The organism is Desulfonatronum zhilinae, from assembly GCF_900182865.1.
Lineage (GTDB): Bacteria > Desulfobacterota > Desulfovibrionia > Desulfovibrionales > Desulfonatronaceae > Desulfonatronum > Desulfonatronum lacustre.
The window spans coordinates 1-17987 of record NZ_FXUJ01000034.1 but is presented as its reverse complement, the minus strand read 5'-3'; the positions used below and the strand labels follow the sequence as shown (position 1 = coordinate 17987).

21 protein-coding genes, 1 rRNA gene and 1 pseudogene are annotated in these 17987 nt (G+C 59.1%); 15 read left to right on the top strand and 8 right to left on the bottom strand.

Annotation, left to right across the window (positions count from 1 at the left end; all coding sequences use genetic code 11):
- The 3 genes and pseudogenes from rrf to AC559A_RS17565 all read left to right on the top strand — a co-directional run.
- A 5S ribosomal RNA gene (gene rrf, locus AC559A_RS17575) occupies nucleotides 1–91 on the top strand; the annotation flags it as partial.
- A 365-nt stretch (nucleotides 92–456) separates the two neighbouring features.
- Nucleotides 457–699 (top strand): annotated as a pseudogene (locus tag AC559A_RS17570) (DnaA N-terminal domain-containing protein); the annotation flags it as partial.
- Nucleotides 700–927: 228 nt separating this feature from the next.
- Nucleotides 928–2103 (top strand): DnaA ATPase domain-containing protein, encoded by a 1176-nt coding sequence (locus tag AC559A_RS17565; RefSeq protein ID WP_498818996.1) that lies wholly within the window; start codon nucleotides 928–930, stop codon nucleotides 2101–2103.
- Between the two features lie 54 nt (nucleotides 2104–2157).
- Here AC559A_RS17565 and AC559A_RS17560 read toward each other — a convergent pair whose 3' ends face one another.
- The 3 genes from AC559A_RS17560 to AC559A_RS17550 form a co-directional block, all read right to left on the bottom strand.
- Nucleotides 2158–3195 (bottom strand): glycosyltransferase, encoded by a 1038-nt coding sequence (locus AC559A_RS17560; protein WP_028573384.1) that lies wholly within the window; start codon nucleotides 3193–3195, stop codon nucleotides 2158–2160.
- A 13-nt stretch (nucleotides 3196–3208) separates the two neighbouring features.
- Nucleotides 3209–3433, bottom strand: coding sequence for a Trm112 family protein (locus AC559A_RS17555; protein ID WP_035261992.1), 225 nt, complete (start codon nucleotides 3431–3433; stop codon nucleotides 3209–3211).
- A 75-nt stretch (nucleotides 3434–3508) separates the two neighbouring features.
- Nucleotides 3509–4750: a hypothetical protein gene (locus AC559A_RS17550; RefSeq protein WP_498818993.1), complete on the bottom strand. Its 1242-nt coding sequence runs from the start codon at nucleotides 4748–4750 to the stop codon at nucleotides 3509–3511.
- Nucleotides 4751–4916: 166 nt separating this feature from the next.
- On the opposite strand from AC559A_RS17550, the gene AC559A_RS17545 reads away from it, so the two are divergent.
- Nucleotides 4917–5156: a hypothetical protein gene (locus tag AC559A_RS17545; protein WP_245590086.1), complete on the top strand. Its 240-nt coding sequence runs from the start codon at nucleotides 4917–4919 to the stop codon at nucleotides 5154–5156.
- Between the two features lie 139 nt (nucleotides 5157–5295).
- Here AC559A_RS17545 and AC559A_RS17540 read toward each other — a convergent pair whose 3' ends face one another.
- The 5 genes from AC559A_RS17540 to AC559A_RS17520 all read right to left on the bottom strand — a co-directional run bounded on the left by AC559A_RS17540 (nucleotide 5296) and on the right by AC559A_RS17520 (nucleotide 9062).
- Nucleotides 5296–5871 (bottom strand): hypothetical protein, encoded by a 576-nt coding sequence (locus AC559A_RS17540; RefSeq protein ID WP_498818992.1) that lies wholly within the window; start codon nucleotides 5869–5871, stop codon nucleotides 5296–5298.
- Between the two features lie 79 nt (nucleotides 5872–5950).
- The gene (locus AC559A_RS17535) at nucleotides 5951–6643 is read right to left on the bottom strand and encodes an amino acid ABC transporter permease (protein ID WP_028573380.1); all 693 of its coding nucleotides are present in this window, start codon (nucleotides 6641–6643) and stop codon (nucleotides 5951–5953) included.
- 19 nt (nucleotides 6644–6662) lie between these two features.
- Nucleotides 6663–7478 (bottom strand): amino acid ABC transporter ATP-binding protein, encoded by an 816-nt coding sequence (locus tag AC559A_RS17530; RefSeq protein WP_498818991.1) that lies wholly within the window; start codon nucleotides 7476–7478, stop codon nucleotides 6663–6665.
- On the bottom strand, nucleotides 7475–8188 hold the full coding sequence (locus AC559A_RS17525) for an amino acid ABC transporter permease (protein ID WP_156933005.1): 714 nt from the start codon (nucleotides 8186–8188) through the stop codon (nucleotides 7475–7477). The genes AC559A_RS17530 and AC559A_RS17525 overlap by 4 nt, the downstream gene beginning before the upstream one ends.
- A 109-nt stretch (nucleotides 8189–8297) precedes the next feature.
- Complete coding sequence (locus tag AC559A_RS17520) at nucleotides 8298–9062, bottom strand: ABC transporter substrate-binding protein (RefSeq protein WP_498818990.1); 765 nt, start codon at nucleotides 9060–9062, stop codon at nucleotides 8298–8300.
- A 282-nt stretch (nucleotides 9063–9344) separates the two neighbouring features.
- Here AC559A_RS17520 and AC559A_RS17515 point away from each other — a divergent pair, with 282 nt between their 5' ends.
- The 11 genes from AC559A_RS17515 to AC559A_RS17465 form a co-directional block, all read left to right on the top strand.
- Nucleotides 9345–9554 carry a hypothetical protein gene (locus AC559A_RS17515; RefSeq protein ID WP_028573377.1) on the top strand — a complete coding sequence of 70 codons (210 nt, stop codon included), beginning with the start codon at nucleotides 9345–9347 and terminating at the stop codon, nucleotides 9552–9554.
- Nucleotides 9551–10747, top strand: coding sequence for an LptF/LptG family permease (locus AC559A_RS17510; RefSeq protein ID WP_498818989.1), 1197 nt, complete (start codon nucleotides 9551–9553; stop codon nucleotides 10745–10747). Before AC559A_RS17515 ends, AC559A_RS17510 begins: the two co-directional genes overlap by 4 nt.
- Before the next feature lie 12 nt (nucleotides 10748–10759).
- A complete protein-coding gene (locus tag AC559A_RS17505; RefSeq protein WP_498818988.1) occupies nucleotides 10760–11947 on the top strand; it encodes an LptF/LptG family permease in 1188 nt (395 codons plus the stop codon).
- Nucleotides 11948–11968: 21 nt separating this feature from the next.
- Entirely contained in the window at nucleotides 11969–12925 is a 957-nt protein-coding gene (locus AC559A_RS17500; protein ID WP_498818987.1) for a phosphatase PAP2 family protein, read from the top strand.
- A 508-nt stretch (nucleotides 12926–13433) separates the two neighbouring features.
- A complete protein-coding gene (locus AC559A_RS17495) occupies nucleotides 13434–13814 on the top strand; it encodes an NADH-quinone oxidoreductase subunit A (protein ID WP_028573373.1) in 381 nt (126 codons plus the stop codon).
- Complete coding sequence (locus tag AC559A_RS17490) at nucleotides 13790–14356, top strand: NADH-quinone oxidoreductase subunit B (RefSeq protein ID WP_028573372.1); 567 nt, start codon at nucleotides 13790–13792, stop codon at nucleotides 14354–14356. The genes AC559A_RS17495 and AC559A_RS17490 overlap by 25 nt, the downstream gene beginning before the upstream one ends.
- Complete coding sequence (locus AC559A_RS17485) at nucleotides 14353–14940, top strand: NADH-quinone oxidoreductase subunit C (RefSeq protein ID WP_051434787.1); 588 nt, start codon at nucleotides 14353–14355, stop codon at nucleotides 14938–14940. Before AC559A_RS17490 ends, AC559A_RS17485 begins: the two co-directional genes overlap by 4 nt.
- Nucleotides 14941–15006: 66 nt before the next feature.
- A complete protein-coding gene (locus AC559A_RS17480) occupies nucleotides 15007–16179 on the top strand; it encodes an NADH-quinone oxidoreductase subunit D (protein WP_028573371.1) in 1173 nt (390 codons plus the stop codon).
- 22 nt (nucleotides 16180–16201) lie between these two features.
- Nucleotides 16202–17161, top strand: a complete 960-nt coding sequence (gene nuoH / locus AC559A_RS17475; protein ID WP_498818995.1) for an NADH-quinone oxidoreductase subunit NuoH — start codon at nucleotides 16202–16204, stop codon at nucleotides 17159–17161.
- 23 nt (nucleotides 17162–17184) lie between these two features.
- Nucleotides 17185–17787 (top strand): 4Fe-4S binding protein, encoded by a 603-nt coding sequence (locus tag AC559A_RS17470; protein WP_498818986.1) that lies wholly within the window; start codon nucleotides 17185–17187, stop codon nucleotides 17785–17787.
- Nucleotides 17787–17987 (top strand): NADH-quinone oxidoreductase subunit J (locus tag AC559A_RS17465; RefSeq protein WP_498818985.1); only part of this gene is annotated, 201 nt, incomplete at its 3' end. The genes AC559A_RS17470 and AC559A_RS17465, both read left to right, overlap by 1 nt.

Genomic DNA, 17987 nt, shown 5'->3' with positions numbered 1-17987 from the left:
ACACCCGACCCCATTCCGAACTCGGAAGTTAAGCCCTCCAGCGCCGATGATACTGCGGTTCTAACCGTGGGAAAGTAGGACGCCGCCAGATCATTCCTCATCACAAAAACGCCCGCTTAGGAAACTAAGCGGGCGTTTTTGTTTTTGATAACCACAAACAGAGCGCAGTAAAGAAGTTGAAAATATCCGTGGACACAATTTTCTGCTGATGAAAAACCTAGCAAGTCGTCCGTAACAGTCATCTTGATAACCGAAGAAATAATCAGAAAACAAGTGTCTTTTTGTGATTTATGAATTTCATTTTTTTTATGGTTTTCCCTTGACGCGCGTAAGGTCATGCTGGATCAGGAAATGGACAGGGCATTGATTCTCTTCGAATATCTAGCTAGTTAGCTGATGATGGATATATTTGGAAAGCTATTTCAATATGTTGTTTTATGGTAAAAATGTGGGTCAATGAAAGATAAAATGGCTGATACGCCGGTTGCCCCAAAAATCCGAACCAGTGTAAGAATCGCTCCCATGAGCGTCGTCTGGAAAAAATCCCTTGAAATTTTAGAAAAATCAATCAATCCGACACATGTCCGGGCTTGGCTGACTCCGTTGCAAGCCCGTTTGGACCGAGATGGATTGACTCTTACCGCCTCCAACGGATTCGTGGTCTCGTGGGTCAAGAACCGTTACCTGGGGGCCATCGAACAGGCAGTACGTCAAGCCGCGAATCGAGAGCTTCCCATCCGGATCGAGTGTGCTTCCCTTGACGGAACCAACGATAGACCAGGAAGAACGCCTGCGCTTGTCTCGCCAAATCTTCCCGAAATTATTGACGGGAGCGCTTCAAAGCAATCCCCCAGGATTCTCACGGAGAACATCCCGGCAAATATTTCAGGGACCGCTCTCGGCCAGGATGGACGGATTGAACGTTCCGTGCCCCAACGAGCCCGCCAACACCACACTTCTGTGGGACGCCAGCACGCCCTGCCCCTTCCCGTCTCCACGCCCGCGACCATGGCCCGGACCATCGTGAATTCGTCTTCGGACTGTGCTGCGTCTCCTGCTGGAGCATGGCGATTTTCGTTCCGGGACTTCGTGGTCGGCCCCAGCAACGAATTGGCCTTTAGCGCTGCCCGGAGCATCTGTCGCCATCAGTTGGTCACTGATCAGTTCTATCTTTGTTCCGCGCCGGGTCTGGGCAAGACCCATCTGCTCCAAGCCATTGGTCAGGAGTTGACTGCCAACGGCGCACAGAAACAAGGTCGGGTTCGATTGGCCTACCTCAGTGCGGAGGATTTCGCCTGTCGAATGGTCATGGCCCTGAAACAACGCGAAATGGAGAGCTTCAAAGCCGGTTTCCGGGATGGGGTGGACGTTCTGCTCCTGGAAGACATCCACTTTCTTCAGGGCAAGGAAAAGACCCAGGAGGAGTTGCTGGCCACAGTCAAGTCCTTGCGATCCGCCGGGAAAAAGGTCGTGTTCACCAGTTCCTTCCTCCCTAAGGAGCTGCCCAAGCTGGATAGTCTCCTGGCATCGCAGTTCTGCGACGGATTCATGGCCGTGATCGACAAACCCGACTTTGAAACCCGAATGCGCATCCTGGAAGCCAAAGCCCGTGTGTTTCAGGTTCAGATCCCACATGACGTGAACGAGTTGTTCGCCAACTCCATTCAAAGCGATATCCGCCTGCTGGAAAATTGCCTCCAAAACCTGGTGATCAAGGCTCGGCTGATGAACCAGCGCATCTCCCACGGCCTGGCCCTGGAAGTGTTAAAAAACTATGCCCCCAACACCCCCAAACCGGACATGGAGAAAATCATAGCCTTCATTTGCCGGTCTTTTAATCTCTCCCATGACAACCTGCGGACCAAAAGTCGAAAAAAGGAAAACGTCCTGGCCCGGAATACGATTTTTTATCTGGCCCGGAAGCACACGGACCTATCCTTGAAAAACATTGGAGAAGTTTTTAACCGCAAGCACTCCACCGTGATCAAGGGCATCACCCAGGTGGAGCGGGAGATATCTCGCCAGAGCCCGGTGGGCCGCCAAATGGACCGTCTGGTTCAGACCTTGGAAGCCCAGGCCACCGGCCATAGCACAATCCACTGATCCGCAGACCGTTCCCTAGCTTGAGCTGACGCGGGATCATCGTCCGTTTCGATCTCAAGCATCCCACGATTTGATTTTCGACCACGCGTCAAGGGCTTGTTCACGTTGCGCTTCCAGAGCAAAGGCATCGGCGGTAAGCTGACCTGCTCGAAGCGCTTGGTCCAGCTTCGGCCCTTGGTGCGTCCAGAAGTGGACGGCCTGTTCCAGGGCCAGGACCGCGGCAAGGGCGTCGGCGTCCGGGACCCAGACGCCGTTGCCCGGCCATGGGTTCTCCGGGACTGGAAACCAGGGACGCCATGGTTCTTGATCTTCCCGCCCTCCTTCTACGATGGGGGTCATATACTCCCACCCTCCGAACCCGGCGAACCCCACCGGCAGGCTGCCGCACGCCATGGCCTCCAGAGGCGGCAACGGACAGCCTTCCGGAAAGCCGGTGGCCAGAAAAATATGACTGTGAGCCAGTAATTCGGCGACCTCCTCGTGGGATCGACCTTGGATGTCGATCCAAATCATTTGCTCCGCAGTGCCGAATTCAGGATTTCTGACGATAAACAAGTCCCGGATCAGTTCAGCCAAGGCTTTGTTCTTTCGTGGCATGAAGGCCACGCGCAGCGGACCGTCCGGTTTCCGTTCCAGAGGACGAAACAGGGATCGATCGATGCCCGGCCGTATCACCAAGCTTGACCGGCCCAAGGCTTGCTCAATGAACCAGGCCACCGGGCGGGAAACAGCCAGAAAGGAGACGGGCAGGTCATGCCAGGACACGCCTTGAGGCAGGCTGGAAAAGAGATAGGCCCAGTTCTGAACGTAAACCACGCATCTCGCCCCGGCACGCAGGCCCGGAGCGAGGGCGTTGGCCCAGCCTTCGGGAACCAGCCAGACATCGTCGCCATCCAGTCGGAGATGGTCCCACTCCACCACCGGCACCCGGAACCCCTCCGGTAAAACCGGACGCCCCACCTCCCTACGCACCACCCGTACCGGAAAATTTCCCCGGTCCAAATGCTCGGCGACCTGCATCAAAACAGCCAACCCACCGCTTACCTTGGCCATGGGCGGGAGGAAGACGTATGTCGTGAAGCTGGAGGGCATGAGGACCTTTACGTTAGCTTGTCGCGGTATGCGGCCCCTTGCCCTGCTCCCTGACTCCGTTTTGCCAATCCGCCAGGGGGATGGCTTCCTCAATGAGCATGACCGGGATTTCCTCCTTGATGGGGTAGACGACCCGGCAGGACGCGCAGACCAGGCCGTCCTCGACCGGGGTCAGGGTTACGTCGGCCTTGCACTTGGGGCAGGCCAAGATGTCCAGCAGTTCTTTGTTCAGGGCCATGGGGTGGGTCTCCTTTGAAATAGGGCGGTGTTTCGGATGGTCAGGGTGGTGCTTTCGGCTTGTGGATGTTCTCGATTAGTGGAGGCCTCGGGACAAGGCGTGCAAGGCCAGGACCAGGATATCCGGCTCGGCCACGAGGCTGGCCTTGGGGCAGAGTTCGAGCACGGCCTTGTGCAGTTCCTGTTTGCGGGTCACGAACACGGCGTGGGTGTCCGGGCAGCGCTCCAGGGTTGCCCGGAGCATGGGCAGATCGGAAAAGGTGTCCCCGCAGACCAAGTGCGGCCCCTTGTCCAGGTGCAGCCCCAGAGCCTGGTCCAGAAACAGCACGCCGTCGCCCTTGTCGAAATCCTTGCGCTCATCGCCGGAGCCGATGGTCAGGATGATCTCGATGTCCAGGCCGGTGTCCTCGATGCGCAGGGCGTGGCCTTCAGGGTCGTGGCGTTCCACCAGAGCCGTGACGGTCTTCAGGAATGCCAGGGACTCGGCCTCCGGGACCGACTTGGAAATGTCTTGACGGGCCACGGTGAGCTGGCCGAATTTGACTTGCAGGCCCGAGCCGATCAGGGCGAATTTGCGGTTTTCAGGCCGCTCCAGCAGGCTGCTCAGGTCGCTGTGCAGATTATGCAGCACGCGACTTTGTTCCTCAGAGGCCGGAAAGCTGCCGTAGGCGTCGGCGAGATCCACGTACTCCCGACCTTTGGACGCGGCCATGACGTAGGCCTTGGGAGGAACGACGCTGACGTCCAGGAGACCGGGGCCGGACAACGGGCCGGAGGTGACCACGATGGGCCAGGTGACGCGGCTTCGGGCGAAGCGGGTCAGGAAGACCGCGTTGTACACGGCCTGCACCGAGGAGCGGTAACGACCGCAGTAGTTGTTCACGGTCCCGTCGCGGTCCGTGATAAAGCAGCGCAAGGTCGCCCCGCCCAAAGCTTTGGACAGCCTCTCGGCCAGTTGGTCGGCCTGGGACAGCAAGCCCGGAGTTTGGTCTTCAATGATCAGCTTCAAGGCCGTATCGCCCAACTCAAGAAAGGTCACGTCCCTGGCCAGTTCCGTAATCTCGTACTCCAGGTCCACGGCCACGGAATACTCCTCGTCCATGCGCAGTAGCCGTTCGAAAGTTTTCCCCGAGTCGGTTTTCGAGATATGCTTTAAACTTTCCAAAGCGTTACGCAGTGAAGCGATATCCGATTCCGTGGGCTCCCGTCCTGCCAGGGCGTCTTGTGTCGCTTGGCGACGGACGTGGGCCGTTTGGTCCAACAGGTCGTAGAATTCTTCCAGGGTACGGATGTTTCTCTGTTCAATAGCCGTGGTCATGACATGCTCCGGAAATGTTTGGCGGCCCGGTTGGCACCGCTCGTGCATACGGAAGGCAAGAGTAACCGGATGGGAAAAAAACTCAAAGCGTCTCTAAAGATGTTCGCGAGTTGGACGATATAATATGTAACAGACAAAAAAAAGCCAAAGGAGGCGAACTATGGAAATGCCCACCATCAAAGCTGCGGTTATGGAAACTCCCAAAGTGCAGCAGACCGATGCCGCTCCTCGGGACGGTCAAACACAGGCCGAGGCCATGAAGAACATTCGCAAAGCCCGTTTGCAGCGCCAAGTGTTGCAAGATCCCGGCGTCATCTCCAAGCTCGTGGCCATGGAAACCACGTCGGTCTACAATGCCAAGGGAGACATCGTCCAGGCCGTGTCCGGTGCCAGCCTTGAGTCCTGACCGTCGCCCGCGCGGCTTCTGAGGGTCTCGTTCGAGGTTCCTTGGGGAACCTCCGCCCTCAGAGCCGTGCGGAGCATCTCCGCATTCTCGCCCCCCCGCGTCCCACGCTCTTTCTTCGCAGCCCTCATTGTATCTTGCTTCAATTCGGCGGGCCCTGGTGAATCATCTCGGCCAGGGTTAAGCGCACCCGCGAGGGCTTTTTGGCCATGCCCCGCAGATAATCCATCTCCAGTTCCGCAAGCCGGCGGTAAAAATCCGTCCGGTCCAGCTTGGCCAAAGCCACGTCGTTCGTCGCCAAGGCTTGGCTCCGGAAACACCCGGGAAACTCCTTGAGCACCCCGTTGGGTAGGGTGAACACGTTGGGCACGCCGTGCAACCGGCAGATCATCAGGCGGTGCGCGTACAGGATGCACCGCCCGTCCTCGTTCAGAGGACACATGATATCCGGCGCGCGCTGCTCGGCCAGTATCCGCTTGGCTTGTTCCACGTATTCCGCCGCACGTGAGCGGACCTCCCGCAATCGCGTGTCCGGAAGTATCGCCAGTCCCTGCCAGAGATAGGCCCACTCCACATGGGTGTGGTGCTGAAAATAGCTGGTGCAGCAGTTGTCCGGACAGTCGGTGCAGGTCAGGCCGATGTGCGCGGCGATGTCGGCGTATCGGTTCTCCATGTCCGCATAGAGTCGTGGTAAGCGGAGAAGCGGGTCCTCGGGCATGGAACCTCCGGGAAGTGGTTATTGGCCCTGGTTTCGGGCAGAATCAAAAAACTGTGCGCGACTGGACGGCGGAAAGCGGTCATTCCCTGGAATGTTCAAATCCCGGCAGCGACATTTTGCGTTCGACATACTGCAAGAGCAGCGTGGCCAGGGTGACCAGCAGCAGATAGTACAGGCCCAGGGCGACGAAGACCTCGATATTGCGCCAGGTCTGCTTGGCAATAGTCCGGCCCACGCCGGTCAACTCGTTGAGGGTGATGATGGAGGCCAGGGACGAGTATTTGATCAGATAGATGACCTCGTTGCCGCATCCGGGCAGGGCCCGGCGCAGGGCCTGGGGCAGGACCACCCAGAGCACGGTCTGGGTCTTGGTCATGCCCAGGGCCTGGGCGGCCTTGATCTGCCCATGACGGATGGAGAGCAAGGCGCCTCGGATGTATTCGGAGTGATAGGCCCCGCTGCACAGGGTGAAGCCCAGGATCGCCGCGGACATGGGCGAAAGCACGATCCGTGCGTCGCCGATCTGGAGGTGGGGCAGGGCGAAGTACCAGAAGAACAGCTGCACCACCAGCGGCGTGCCCCGAAAAATGGACACGTAGGCCTCGTTCAGCCAGCGAACCGGAACGGGAGCGTAGACCCGCAACGACCCCACCAACACGCCCAACGCCAAGCCCAGCAGGGCCGAAGGCACGATCACGGCGATGCTGACCCAGAGCCCCTGGTTCAGGGCCGGAGCCACGTCGTTCAGAAAAAAATGCCAGTAATCGCTCATGTGTCGGGCCGTGGTTGTCCTATGGTCTGCCGCCCGAAGTGGTGTTTGGGCACGTGCAGCTTCGCTCCGTCGCGCCCAGATCTCCGGAGAGTTCGTTGATCTTGGCGCAAAAGGCCATGGTCCGGGACGTGGCTCCAGGGGCCAGCAGGTGCGCCGGGCTGCCGCGCTCCACGATCCGGCCCTTTTCCATGAACAGGAACTCGTGGGCCATGGTGGCGGAAAAGGCGATCTGGTGCGTGGCCATGATCATGGTCATTCCGGCGGAAGCCAGGAAGCGGATCACGGCCAGGACCTCGCCGATGAGTTCCGGGTCCAGGGCGCTGGTGGGTTCGTCCAGGAGCAGCACCTTGGGGTCCATGGCCAGGGCCCGTGCCATGGAGACGCGCTGCTTTTGGCCGCCGGAAAGCTGGGCCGGATAAAGGTCCATCTTGTCCGCCAAACCGACCCGGGCCAGCTCTTCCTTGGCCCGGTGCGTGGCCTGGGCCTTGGGCATGCTCTTGACCTTGATCAGGGCGATGCGCACGTTGTCCAGGGCCGTGAGGTGGTCGAAAAGGTTAAAATCCTGAAAAATCATTCCCACCTGCTGGCGAAAAGCGCAGAGATCCTTGCGGCCAGCGGCCTTGAATTCCCTACCATCCAGCCATATCCGTCCCTGCTCCGGGGTGTGCAGGAAGTTCAGGCACTGCAACAGCGTGCTCTTGCCGGACCCCGAGGGGCCGATCAGGATTTTCACCTCGCCCCGGTTCACGGTCAGGGAGACGTCGTCCAGGACGAGCTGATCACCGAGGGTCTTGCGGATGCCTTCGACGCGTAAAACGGGTTGCTGCGTGGTCATGACATGCTTCCTTGCCGGGCGTAACCGGGGATGCGCACCTTTCTTTCCAGCGTCTTCAGCGCCCGGACGCCCAGATGGGTCAGGATATAAAAGAGCACTCCGGCTACCAGGGCGAAGGGCAGCGGCTCATGGGTCAGTGCGGCCACGGTCCGGGTCCGGGCCATGATTTCCATCACCCCGATGGCAAAGGCCAGGGCCGAGTCCTTGAGCAGGATGGAGTATTCGTTGGACCAGCCGGGGATGGACAATCGCAGGGCCTGGGGCAGCACGATGCTCCGGATGGCTTGGCCGTCGGTCATGCCCAGGGCCCGGGCCGCTTTGAGCTGGCCTTCGGGCAAGGACTGAATGGAGCCGCGAAAAATCTGGGATTGGTAGGCCGCGCTGGTCAGGCTGAGTACCACCAGGGCCGCCAGAAAGGCGCTGTCCAGACCCAGGCCGGACAGCAGAGGGAATCGACTGAGATAGGCCAGGATGCCGAAATAGAACAGGTAGAGCTGGACCAGGATGGGCACCCCGCGAAACAGCCAGACGTAGATGCCCGCCAGACGACGGACGGTTTTCGAGCCGTAGACCTGGCCCACGGCCAGAGGTATCCCGAGGCAGAGGCCGAGGAGCATGGCCCCGAAGACAAGAGTCAAGGTCCAGGTGATCCCGCCCAGAATAAAGGGCAAGGATTCCCAGAGCACGGGCATGATTTTGGCGAAGTCCATGAGGGCGGGGCTTGTTCGGCGAGGTCGTCCGGTGATCGAAACGAGGGTAAAAAGGCGTGGGGGCGGTGCGTGAACCGTCCCCACGCCTTTGACGTGATGTCAGGCGATGCTACTCAAGTTCCCATTTTTGCTTCAGCTCGACCCAGTACGGATCAGCCATCAGCTTCTTCAGGCCCTCGTTGAGCGTGTTCAGCAATTCGGTGTCGGCCTTGCGCACGGCGTAGCCGTATCCGTCCGCGGGAACGTCGAAGGTGCCGACGGTCTTGAAGGCCCGGCCTTTCTTCATTTCACGGGCAATGGAGCTGTCCATGGCCGAGGCGTGAATGCGCCCGATGGGCAGGTCCTGGATGGACAGGTCCGTGGAGTCGTAGGCCACGATCTCAAAGTCCATGCCCGACTCCTTGGCCTTGTCGATGAGCAGAGTGTGGGTGTTGGTGCCCCGTTGCACGCCGATCTTTTTGCCGGTGGTGAACATTTCTTCAAAGGAAGTCGCTTCGGTTTCGTTGGCCACCAGAACCTGGGTGACTTCGTAGTAAGGGATGGTGAAGTTGACGACCTTCATCCGCTCCTCGGTGATGCTCATGCCTGAGGCGATGAAGTCGATGCGGTTGGTGTTCAGGGCCGGGATGATTCCGTCCCAGTCCATGGGCTGATGCCGCACGGTGAAGCCCATCTGCTCGGCGATCCAGTTGACGGAGTCCACGTCAAAACCGGCCGGGTTGCCCTGGGTGTCCACGAAGCCGAAGGGTGGAAAGCCGAAATCAATGCCGTTGACCAATGTCTTCTCGGCCCAGGCCGGTCCACTGAGGGTCAAGCAAAGCACCAATGCCGCTAAAAGTCCCCCCAAAACGCCGAAACGCGATCCCTTAGCCATACGTTAGCTCCTTGTAGATGGTGGTTTGGATTTTCCCGCCCATTGCCGCGGCGCACCTCCATGATGACCGCTCGATGCAGGGAACGGTGAAACGAATTCCGCGCATAGCAAAGAGAGGACATCCAGGCAAGGAGAGATTATTGACGCGCCTCGTGCTCCGCTTGGCTCAGGCCGCGTTGTCATCGCGGAGGGCTTGTTGTAGGTTCCCAACTTCTTGAGGACAAACAGCCGGGGGCCGCAGCCGGACCGACTCTGGCGATACTATTGAGCAAGGTGGAAACAATGAACGAGATCAAGATGACCGAACCGATCAACAGGGCGGTGGCCTGGATCGACGAGACCCGCCGGGAGCACCCGGATCGCCCCTTGGCTTCATTGCTGGCCGAAGCGGGGATGCGGTTTAATCTTGGACCCAGCGATGGGCGCTTCTTGGAACGTTTTTTCCAGACCGAAGCGCCTTCTGAAGGCCGTGGAGAGAGCGAATCGCCTTGAACCTTTCCGCCTATCTGCCGCATCGCTGGACCTTGCTCCAGAAACGGGTCTTCCAGGAAATCTGCTTTCTTTTCTTCCTGACTTGGTCCGGCCTGATCTCCCTGCTTCTGGTCGGGCGACTGCTCCAGTTGCGCGAGCTGTTTTTGCACCAGCAGGTGTCCACCCTGGACATCATCCGCCTGTTCGTCTTTCTGAGCCCGTTCTTTCTATTCATGCTCATTCCGGTGGCCTGCCTGCTGAGCATCTTTCTGGTATTCCTGCGGATGAGCAACGACCGGGAACTGATCGCCCTCAAATCCGGTGGCGTCAGCCTGTATCAGATCCTTCCGGCACCGGTCATCTTCTCCCTTTCCGCCTCGATCCTGGCCCTGGTGATCAGCCTGGGCGGCATTTCCTGGGGCTTCGACAACTTCCGACGCACCGCTTTGGAACTGGCCCACTCCAAAACCCAAATGGTTCTGCAACCGGGAATTTTTCACAAGGATTTCCCCGGATTGACCATCTACGCCAAGAATGTGGACGCGGATCAGCGGCTGCGCCAAGTCTTCGTGGAGGATCAGACCCGTCCGGAGATTACGGCGGTGATCGTCGCTCCCGTGGGCTACGTGGTCACCGAGCCCAGAGAGGGCCGTATTCTGTTTGCTCTGGAACACGGCCGGATTTACCGCATGCAGCGCAATGCCATCACCGAGCTGCGTTTCGACTCGTACCTGGTGCGCCTGGATCTGGACCAGTTGCTGATGGGCATTTCCCAACGCGAACCCCGACCCAAGGAAATGTCCTGGAGCGAGCTCCGGAGTTGGTCCGCCATGCCTGACCTGGTGGAGGTCCGCGGGGAGGAGTTCGCCAACCGGGTGGCGGTGGAAATCCAGAAACGTTGGGTCGTGCCCGTGGCTTGTCTGATTCTGGGACTGTTGGCCATTCCCCTGGCCCAGGCCTTCGAGGGTTTGAAGAGGCAGTACGCCCTGATTTTGATCATGGGCGTGTTCTTCGTGTTCTACGGCATGTTCTCCACGGGCATCGTCATCGCGGAACTCGGCATTGTCCCGGCCTACCTGCCGCTATGGGGGCAGATGCTGCTCTTTGGGACCATAGCCGGCCTGGGAATCTGGTTCGCGGCCAGGGAGCGGGGGTTGCGCATCGGCGAGTGGGTCTCGCACCTCCAAATCACGTTTCTGAAGAAAGCCGGTTAGGCAGGGTCGTACATGACTTCTCGGAACATCAAGCTCCCGCCTCCGGCTTCACCTGCCGTCCCGGTTTTGACCGACATCCTGCGTCGCCTGACCCGGTACCGATTAAACACGCTTCAGCGTTATCTGCTTGTTCAGAACCTGTTTCTGATCGGGTTGTGCCTCGGGGTCGGGATCTGCATCTATCTGCTTCAAGACTTGGTGGAGAACCTGGACATCTTTGTCCAGGCCGGCGTGGGCGTGGGCACCATGGTCGGTTTTTTCCTGGCCAAATTTCCGTTGATTCTTTCGCAAATTCTTCCGGCGGCGTTCCTGGTATCCCTGATCGTCCAAATCGGGCTGCTGGTCCGTCACCGGGAATTGCTCGCCCTCCAGTCCGGCGGGGTTTCTTATACCGCATTGATCCGATTTTACGCCGCGTACGGCTTGATTTGGTGTTTGGCGCAGCTTTTCCTGGCCCAGGCCCTGGGCGTGGCGGGCCAGCGGACCATGGACCGAATCTGGCGGGAAGAGGTGCGCAAGGAAGAGGCGGGCCAGGTGGAGCTGCGCGACATCTGGTTTGTCAGCGGAGCCTATGTGGTCAGCATCGACGGGGCGTATCCGGAGCAACGCCGGGGCCGTGACATCACCGTTTACGTCTACGGCGAAGGCAATACGCTGCAACGGATCATCGTCGCGAGTCGATTCGACATTCTGGATACGGGCTGGGAGCTGCACGAACCTCGGATCTACGAGACGCTTTCCTTCGAGGTCAGGGAAGAAGCTTCCTTGAGTCTGAATATTTCCCAAGATCTGGAGGTCTTCGGCGTCCTGCAAACCCGGTTCGAGGCCGCCGCGCTTTCGCTGTTCGAGCTGGGTCGGGTCATCTCCTACCTGGAGGGAACCGGTTCCAACGTGGAACGGTTGCACACCGCTTGGCATATGAAATGGTCCTATGCCTTCTCCCTGCTGATGATGGCTCTCATCGCCCTGGCGCTGTACACCATTTTCGACAGCGTCTACCTGAACATTGCCCTGGGGCTGGCCATTGTTTTCGTGTATTATGTGCTCTTCGTACTCGGGGTCTCCCTGGGGGAACGCGGTTTTATCTCTCCCTTTCTTGGCGCATGGCTGGGCAATCTCCTTTTTGGTTTTCTGGCAGGAGGACGTCTGCTCTGGTACGTGTTGCCCGACAATCCTTTCGACATGTTGCGAGGCCGTTAGGTCGCCGACTCATTCCCATTGATGGCCAATACCCGAGAGGCCGCTTCGAAGCGGCCCAAGCTTTGGGACCATCTCAGGTCCTCACCACTCTGGTGGTGGATCGGGGCAAGCACGTTGATTGGGGGCCTGCTCACCATCCCTCTTTTTCGAGGAGATCTGGCCGTGACGGCCTGGGGCATGGAGCTGTCCCGTGAATCCATTTTGCTGCAATGGTGGAACGACGCTGCCGCGCGATCTCTGTTTGAGGGAGAACCGCCGGGCGCTCAGGACCTGACCTATGCGACGCTTATTCTGGTCTTGGCCGCTTATTTTTGCGCCTTGACGCCGTTCTGGGGGCCAAAAGCATCCGGCATCCGGCTCTTCGCCGGATATTATTTGGCGTGCATGCTGCTCTTTCTCGTGGCCAATCGCGGTCTGAAGACCTTTTTCGGACGGGCCCGCCCCCTGGACGTGCTCCGCGGAGACCAAGACTATTCCTCGACCTGGCTGATCGGGCCCTACGGTTTTTCCGAAGCGGTGAGCAAGGGCAGCTTTACTTCCGGACACACCACCACCGCGATGTTTCTGTTGCCGCTGGTCTTCCTGCTTGCGCATTCTTCGCGACGTTATCTGACTTGGCCGGTTTTCGCGCTGGCCGTTTCCTGGGGGGCGCTGATCGGAACGGGCCGGGTGTTCAGAGGCTCGCATTATCCCGGCGACGTGCTCTGGGCCATGATCGTCTGCCTCTGGATCTGCGCCTTTGCGGCGTACCGCCTCTTCGGCCTGGATCGCCGCGGACAATCCCCGACCATGCCCTCTTGCTGGGAGCTACGGCTGACGACTTGGTCCGCCTTGACCCTCTTCGCCTTGTTTGCGGCAGTGATTGGAATCAAACAGATGGTTCTCGAACCCGCGTGGTATTGGCCTCTAGTGACGGTTTTAAGCACTTTGCTCGCCTGGATAGGTTCAATCAAAACGGCCTGCCTCACGCGATGCTGATGTATCTACTCAGCACATTTTGTATCCGCCCTTGCTCCGGCAATCGGAGTCAGGGTCGCTATCGGAATCGGAATCGGAACAGGAAAAATTTTGAACGCTTCCCAGCGTTTTCGATCCCGATCCCGATTCCGATTCCGACCCCGGCAACAGAATTCCTCTGTGCTGAGTAGTTACATGCTGATCAAAGATATTCCTCCTCTCGCTTTCCTCCCAACACCGCCTCCTCCGTCCGAATACTCCTATTACGTCTTCCTTGCCCGTGTTTTTCCGCGGGCCGTCTTGTGTCAAAAAGTCAACAAGACAAAATAATCACGCCTTATTGACAAATTGTTGTGAACTGGTATGAAGGCAGGGAAAATCGCCAAACATACTGATGCAGGGCTAAAAGATTCTATCGTAACAGTTTGTTTTTATGTTATTTTACGCTCTTTAATGAAGTCCTCTTTTCCATCTTTCCGGAAAAGACATTTTTCATTTTTTTTGATCCCTGCCCAAAGGTGGTACCCCCATGGTGTTCACTTGGTTTCACTTGGCTTTGATCGTTTTTCTCTTGGCGGGCGTTCTGTTCGCCGCTGGACCGTTGCTCATTTCTCGCTTGATCGCTCCCCGTTTCAAAGGCGGGGACCTCACCCTGCCCTATGAGTGCGGGATCACTCCGCAGGGCAGCGCCTGGACCCGCTTCGGGGTTAATTATTACTTTTACGCCTTGATCTTTCTCGCCTTCGAGGTGGACATCCTCTATTTGTTTCCGGTGGCCGCCTATTATCCGCATTCCGAGGGCTTTCTGCCCTTGATCAAACTGTTCATTTTTCTCTTTATTCTGGGTATCTCCATCATCTATTTCTGGCGAAAAGGAGTGTTCTCATGGCCGAGACGGATTTCTCTCTAAAGCGGGCCGATCTGGACCAGGATCAAGCGCCGATCCGGATCGCCCCCCTGGAAAAGATTTTCGACGTCTGCCGGTCCATGTCGCTCTGGCCGATGACCTTCGGGCTGGCCTGTTGCGCCATTGAGATGATGGCCGTGGGCATGGCCCGGTTCGACATCGCCCGCTACGGCGCGGAAGTGTTCCGCCCCTCCCCGAGGCAGTCCGACCTGATGATCGTGGCCGGAACGGTGACCAAAAAAATGGCCCCCGCCGTGGTCCGGTTGTACGAACAGATGCCCGGACCAAAATGGGTCATGGCCCTTGGGAACTGCTCCATTTCCGGCGGGCCGTTCAACTACAAAGGCCAATATAACGTCGTCGAAGGGGTCGATCGGATCATCCCGGTGGACGTCTACGTTCCGGGATGCCCGCCTCGCCCCGAGGCCTTGCTGGAAGGGTTGTTCCTGATTCAGGAAAAAATCACCGGCAAGCGCTGGTGGCCGGTGGCCCAGCCCGTTGGCGCAGCCGTGGCTGAAGCCGTAGCCGAGGAAGGTGCCCGATGATCCCCGATGCGTTGCGCGACGTTCCCGCCTTGCGCCGTGAAGAATGCTCCCCGGACGTGTCCGGGTTGGTGCTTGCCGCGTACTTGGCTCCGGAACAGCTTCGACCGGCCGCGGCCAGGCTTCTCGAGCAGGCCTACTTTCTGGAGGACGTCTCCGTGGTGGAGGTTTCGGAAGGATTTCTCGGCGTGTACCATTTTGACCATTTCGACACACCGGGCAGAATCGCCCTCCGGGTGCTGGTTTCCAAGGATGTTCCAGAACTGCCGACGATCTCGGACATCTATCACGGAGCCTCCTGGCATGAACGGGAATGCCGGGATTTTTTCGGCGTGATCTTTGCCGGACACGAGAATATGACGCCCCTCCTGCTCGCCGCCGAGGACGCGGAGTTTCACCCACTGCGAAAAACCGACAAGGCCCTCAAGAGCTTGACGGACTTGCTCCCCGACGGGGAAGGAGGTCCGCAAGCCGGGGATGCGGCCGCGTTTCTCGTGGCTCCGGAAGAGAGCGAGGCCCAAAGTACGCCCTCCGACGCAATGGGATCGTCCGATGGCCACGAGAGCGACGAGGCTTCCGCGACCTGAAGCGTTTTTGTCTTCTTCGTCGCCTCCAACGAATCAGAACAGCGCATACCAACACAAAGGCTTGCCATGACCAGTTCCGCGTCTCCAGGGCGATTCCATCTCGGCGGGGATTTTTACACCAACCATTTCGAAAAGGGCGGTTCGCCGGACACCATGATCCTGAACATGGGGCCGCAACATCCGGCTACCCACGGCGTGCTGCGAGTCATTTTCGAGTTGGACGGCGAATACATTCTGCGCACCGAGCCGGTACTGGGGTATCTGCACCGGATGCACGAGAAAATGGGCGAGGAGCAGACGTACTACCAGTACATGCCCAACATGGGCCGGGTGGACTACCTGCACGCCCTGGCCTGGAACTGGGCCTGGGCCGGAGCCGTGGAAAAGCTGGGCGGGATCGAGGTACCCCGCCGGGCCGAGTTCATCCGGGTGATCACCTGCGAGTTGAACCGGATCAGTTCCCATCTGCTCTGGTGGGGAGCCTTCCTGCTGGACCTGGGCGCGTTCACGCCGATCATGTACGCTTTTGACGATCGGGAACGTATCTTGGATATCCTGCAGCGGCCCACCGGTTCCCGGCTGACCTACAGTTATTATCGCCTCGGCGGGGTGGCCGCAGATTTGGACGACACGGCCCTGGGCATGATCCGGGACTTCGTGCCCCATCTGCGCTCCCGGCTGCCCATGTACCGCAATCTGGTCACGGGCAACATGATCCTGCGTCACCGCCTGGAGGGCGTTGGGCACATCCCCGTGGAGATGTGTCGGCGCTACGGGGCCACCGGTCCCACCCTGCGCGGCTCCGGCGTGGCCTACGACGTGCGCAAGGCCGAGCCCTACTCCGTCTATCCCGAACTGAGCTTCAACATCCCCACGGACGACAAGTGTGACGGCATGGCCCGCTACAACGTGCGCATGGCTGAAATCGAACAAAGCCTGGACATCATCGAACAGGCCCTGGACATGCTGCCTTCCGGAGAATTCTGGGTCAAGAACGCTCCCAAGCCTAAATGGAAGGCCCCAAAAGGGGAAGTATATTTCGCGGTAGAGGGAGCACGCGGCAAGATCGGCGTGCATTTGATCAGTGACGGCAGCGCCAACCCCTACCGGGTCAAGCTGCGCGCACCGGGTTTTTCCAATCTGAGCCTCTTCGCCGAAGTGACCAAGGGCACCTTGCTGGCCGACGCCGTGGCCATTCTGGGCAGCCTGGATATGGTCATTCCGGAAATCGACAGGTGATCCCATGACTCCTCCTTTCGGCATGCCTCTTGAACTGTTCACCATTTTCTTGGCCTTGGCCCTGCTGGCCGGGTTCGTGGGCCTCAACGGCCTGGTCCTGGTCTATCTGGAACGGAAAGTCGCCGGGCACATCCAACGCCGTCCCGGGCCCTTCGAAGTCGGTCCCCACGGACTGCTCCAGCCCCTGGCCGACGCCGTGAAGCTGGTGGGCAAGCAGTTGATCACTCCCCGTTGTGCAGACAAATGGCTGTTCTGGACCGCGCCGATCATCTCCTTTGCCCCGGTCTTCGTTCTGTTCCTGCCCATTCCCTTCGGCCCGATGCTTACGGCCATGGAACTGGACCTGGGGCTGCTGCTGATCCTGGCCTTCGCGGGAATCAACGTCCTGGCCCTGTGCCTGGCCGGGTGGAGTTCGGAGAATAAATGGTCGCTCTTGGGCGCGGCCCGGGCCGTGGCCCAGTCCGTGGCCTACGAGATCCCGCTGCTGCTGGCCGTACTGGCCATCGCCTTCCAGTACGGCTCGTTGAATCTGTCGACCATTGTCTCCGGGCAGGGCGCCTGGCCCTGGCAGTGGAACATCATGGTCCAGCCGGTGGCCTTTTTCATCTACTTTGTCTGTGCCCTGGCCGAGACCAACCGGGCTCCTTTCGACCTGCCCGAAGCGGAAAGCGAGCTGACCGCCGGATTTCACACCGAATACTCTGGCATGGGCTTCGGGATCTTCTTCCTGGCCGAGTACGCGAATATGATCGTGGTCTGCTCCGTGGCCACGGTCTTGTTCCTGGGCGGCTGGAACGGCCCCGCAGCCCCGGGCGTCTGGTGGTTTTTGGCCAAGGTCTACCTGCTGCTGCTGGTGATGATGTGGTTTCGCTGGACCTACCCCCGGGTGCGCTTCGACCAGCTCCTGAACCTGAGCTGGAAGTGGCTCCTGCCCCTGGCCCTTATCAACCTGCTCGCGACCCTCGTGCTGGTCAAGCTGTGATGGTAAACTAAGATGGTGACCCGATGACCATGATTCGAGAATTTGGAAAGGCCCTGCAAGGGCTGTGGAGCCTGGCGATCGGTTTGGGCGTTACCTTCCGGGCCTTTGTCCGGCCCCAGGTGACGGTGCATTATCCTCGGGCCACCGTGGACGACGCCAACCTGCGGACCTTTCACGGCCACGTCGAACTGGTCGGCAAGGACGACCAGTCGGCTGTTCCCCGGTGTATTTCCTGCGGCATGTGCGCCATGAACTGCCCCAGCGCCTGTTTAACGGTGGTCAAGCAGAAGGCCCCCAAGCCCACGCCGGAACAAAAAACGGCCATGGAAGAGGCAGAGGCCCGGGGCGAAAAGGTCAAAAAGCCCGCCGCTCCAAAAGACCCGGCACGGTTCAGCTACGACTTTTCCTTGTGCAGCCTGTGCGGCACCTGCGTGGAGAGCTGCCCGGCGGATTCGTTGCGTTTTTCCAACGAAATTTATCAGGCCGGCTTTGATCGCAAGGATTTTCACTTCGACCTGCTGGCCCGATTGCGCGGGCAGGCCGAGAGTCGGTCCGGGAGAACGCCCAACCCAGACCCCAACTCTGACCCCAGCTCAATCCCCAAAACAGACAAAGGGGGGAAGTAATGGAAGCCCTCGCTTACGTCGCTTTCGGCGTTTACGTGCTGATCATCTTTCTGGGCGGCCTGCTGGCCGTATTCAGCCACAACCTGGTCCGAGCCCTGGTGGGTTTGGTGCTGACGCTGTTCGGGGTGGCGGGCTGCTACCTGCTGATGGCCGCTCCGTTCATGGCCCTGATGCAGATCCTGATCTACGTGGCCGCGGTG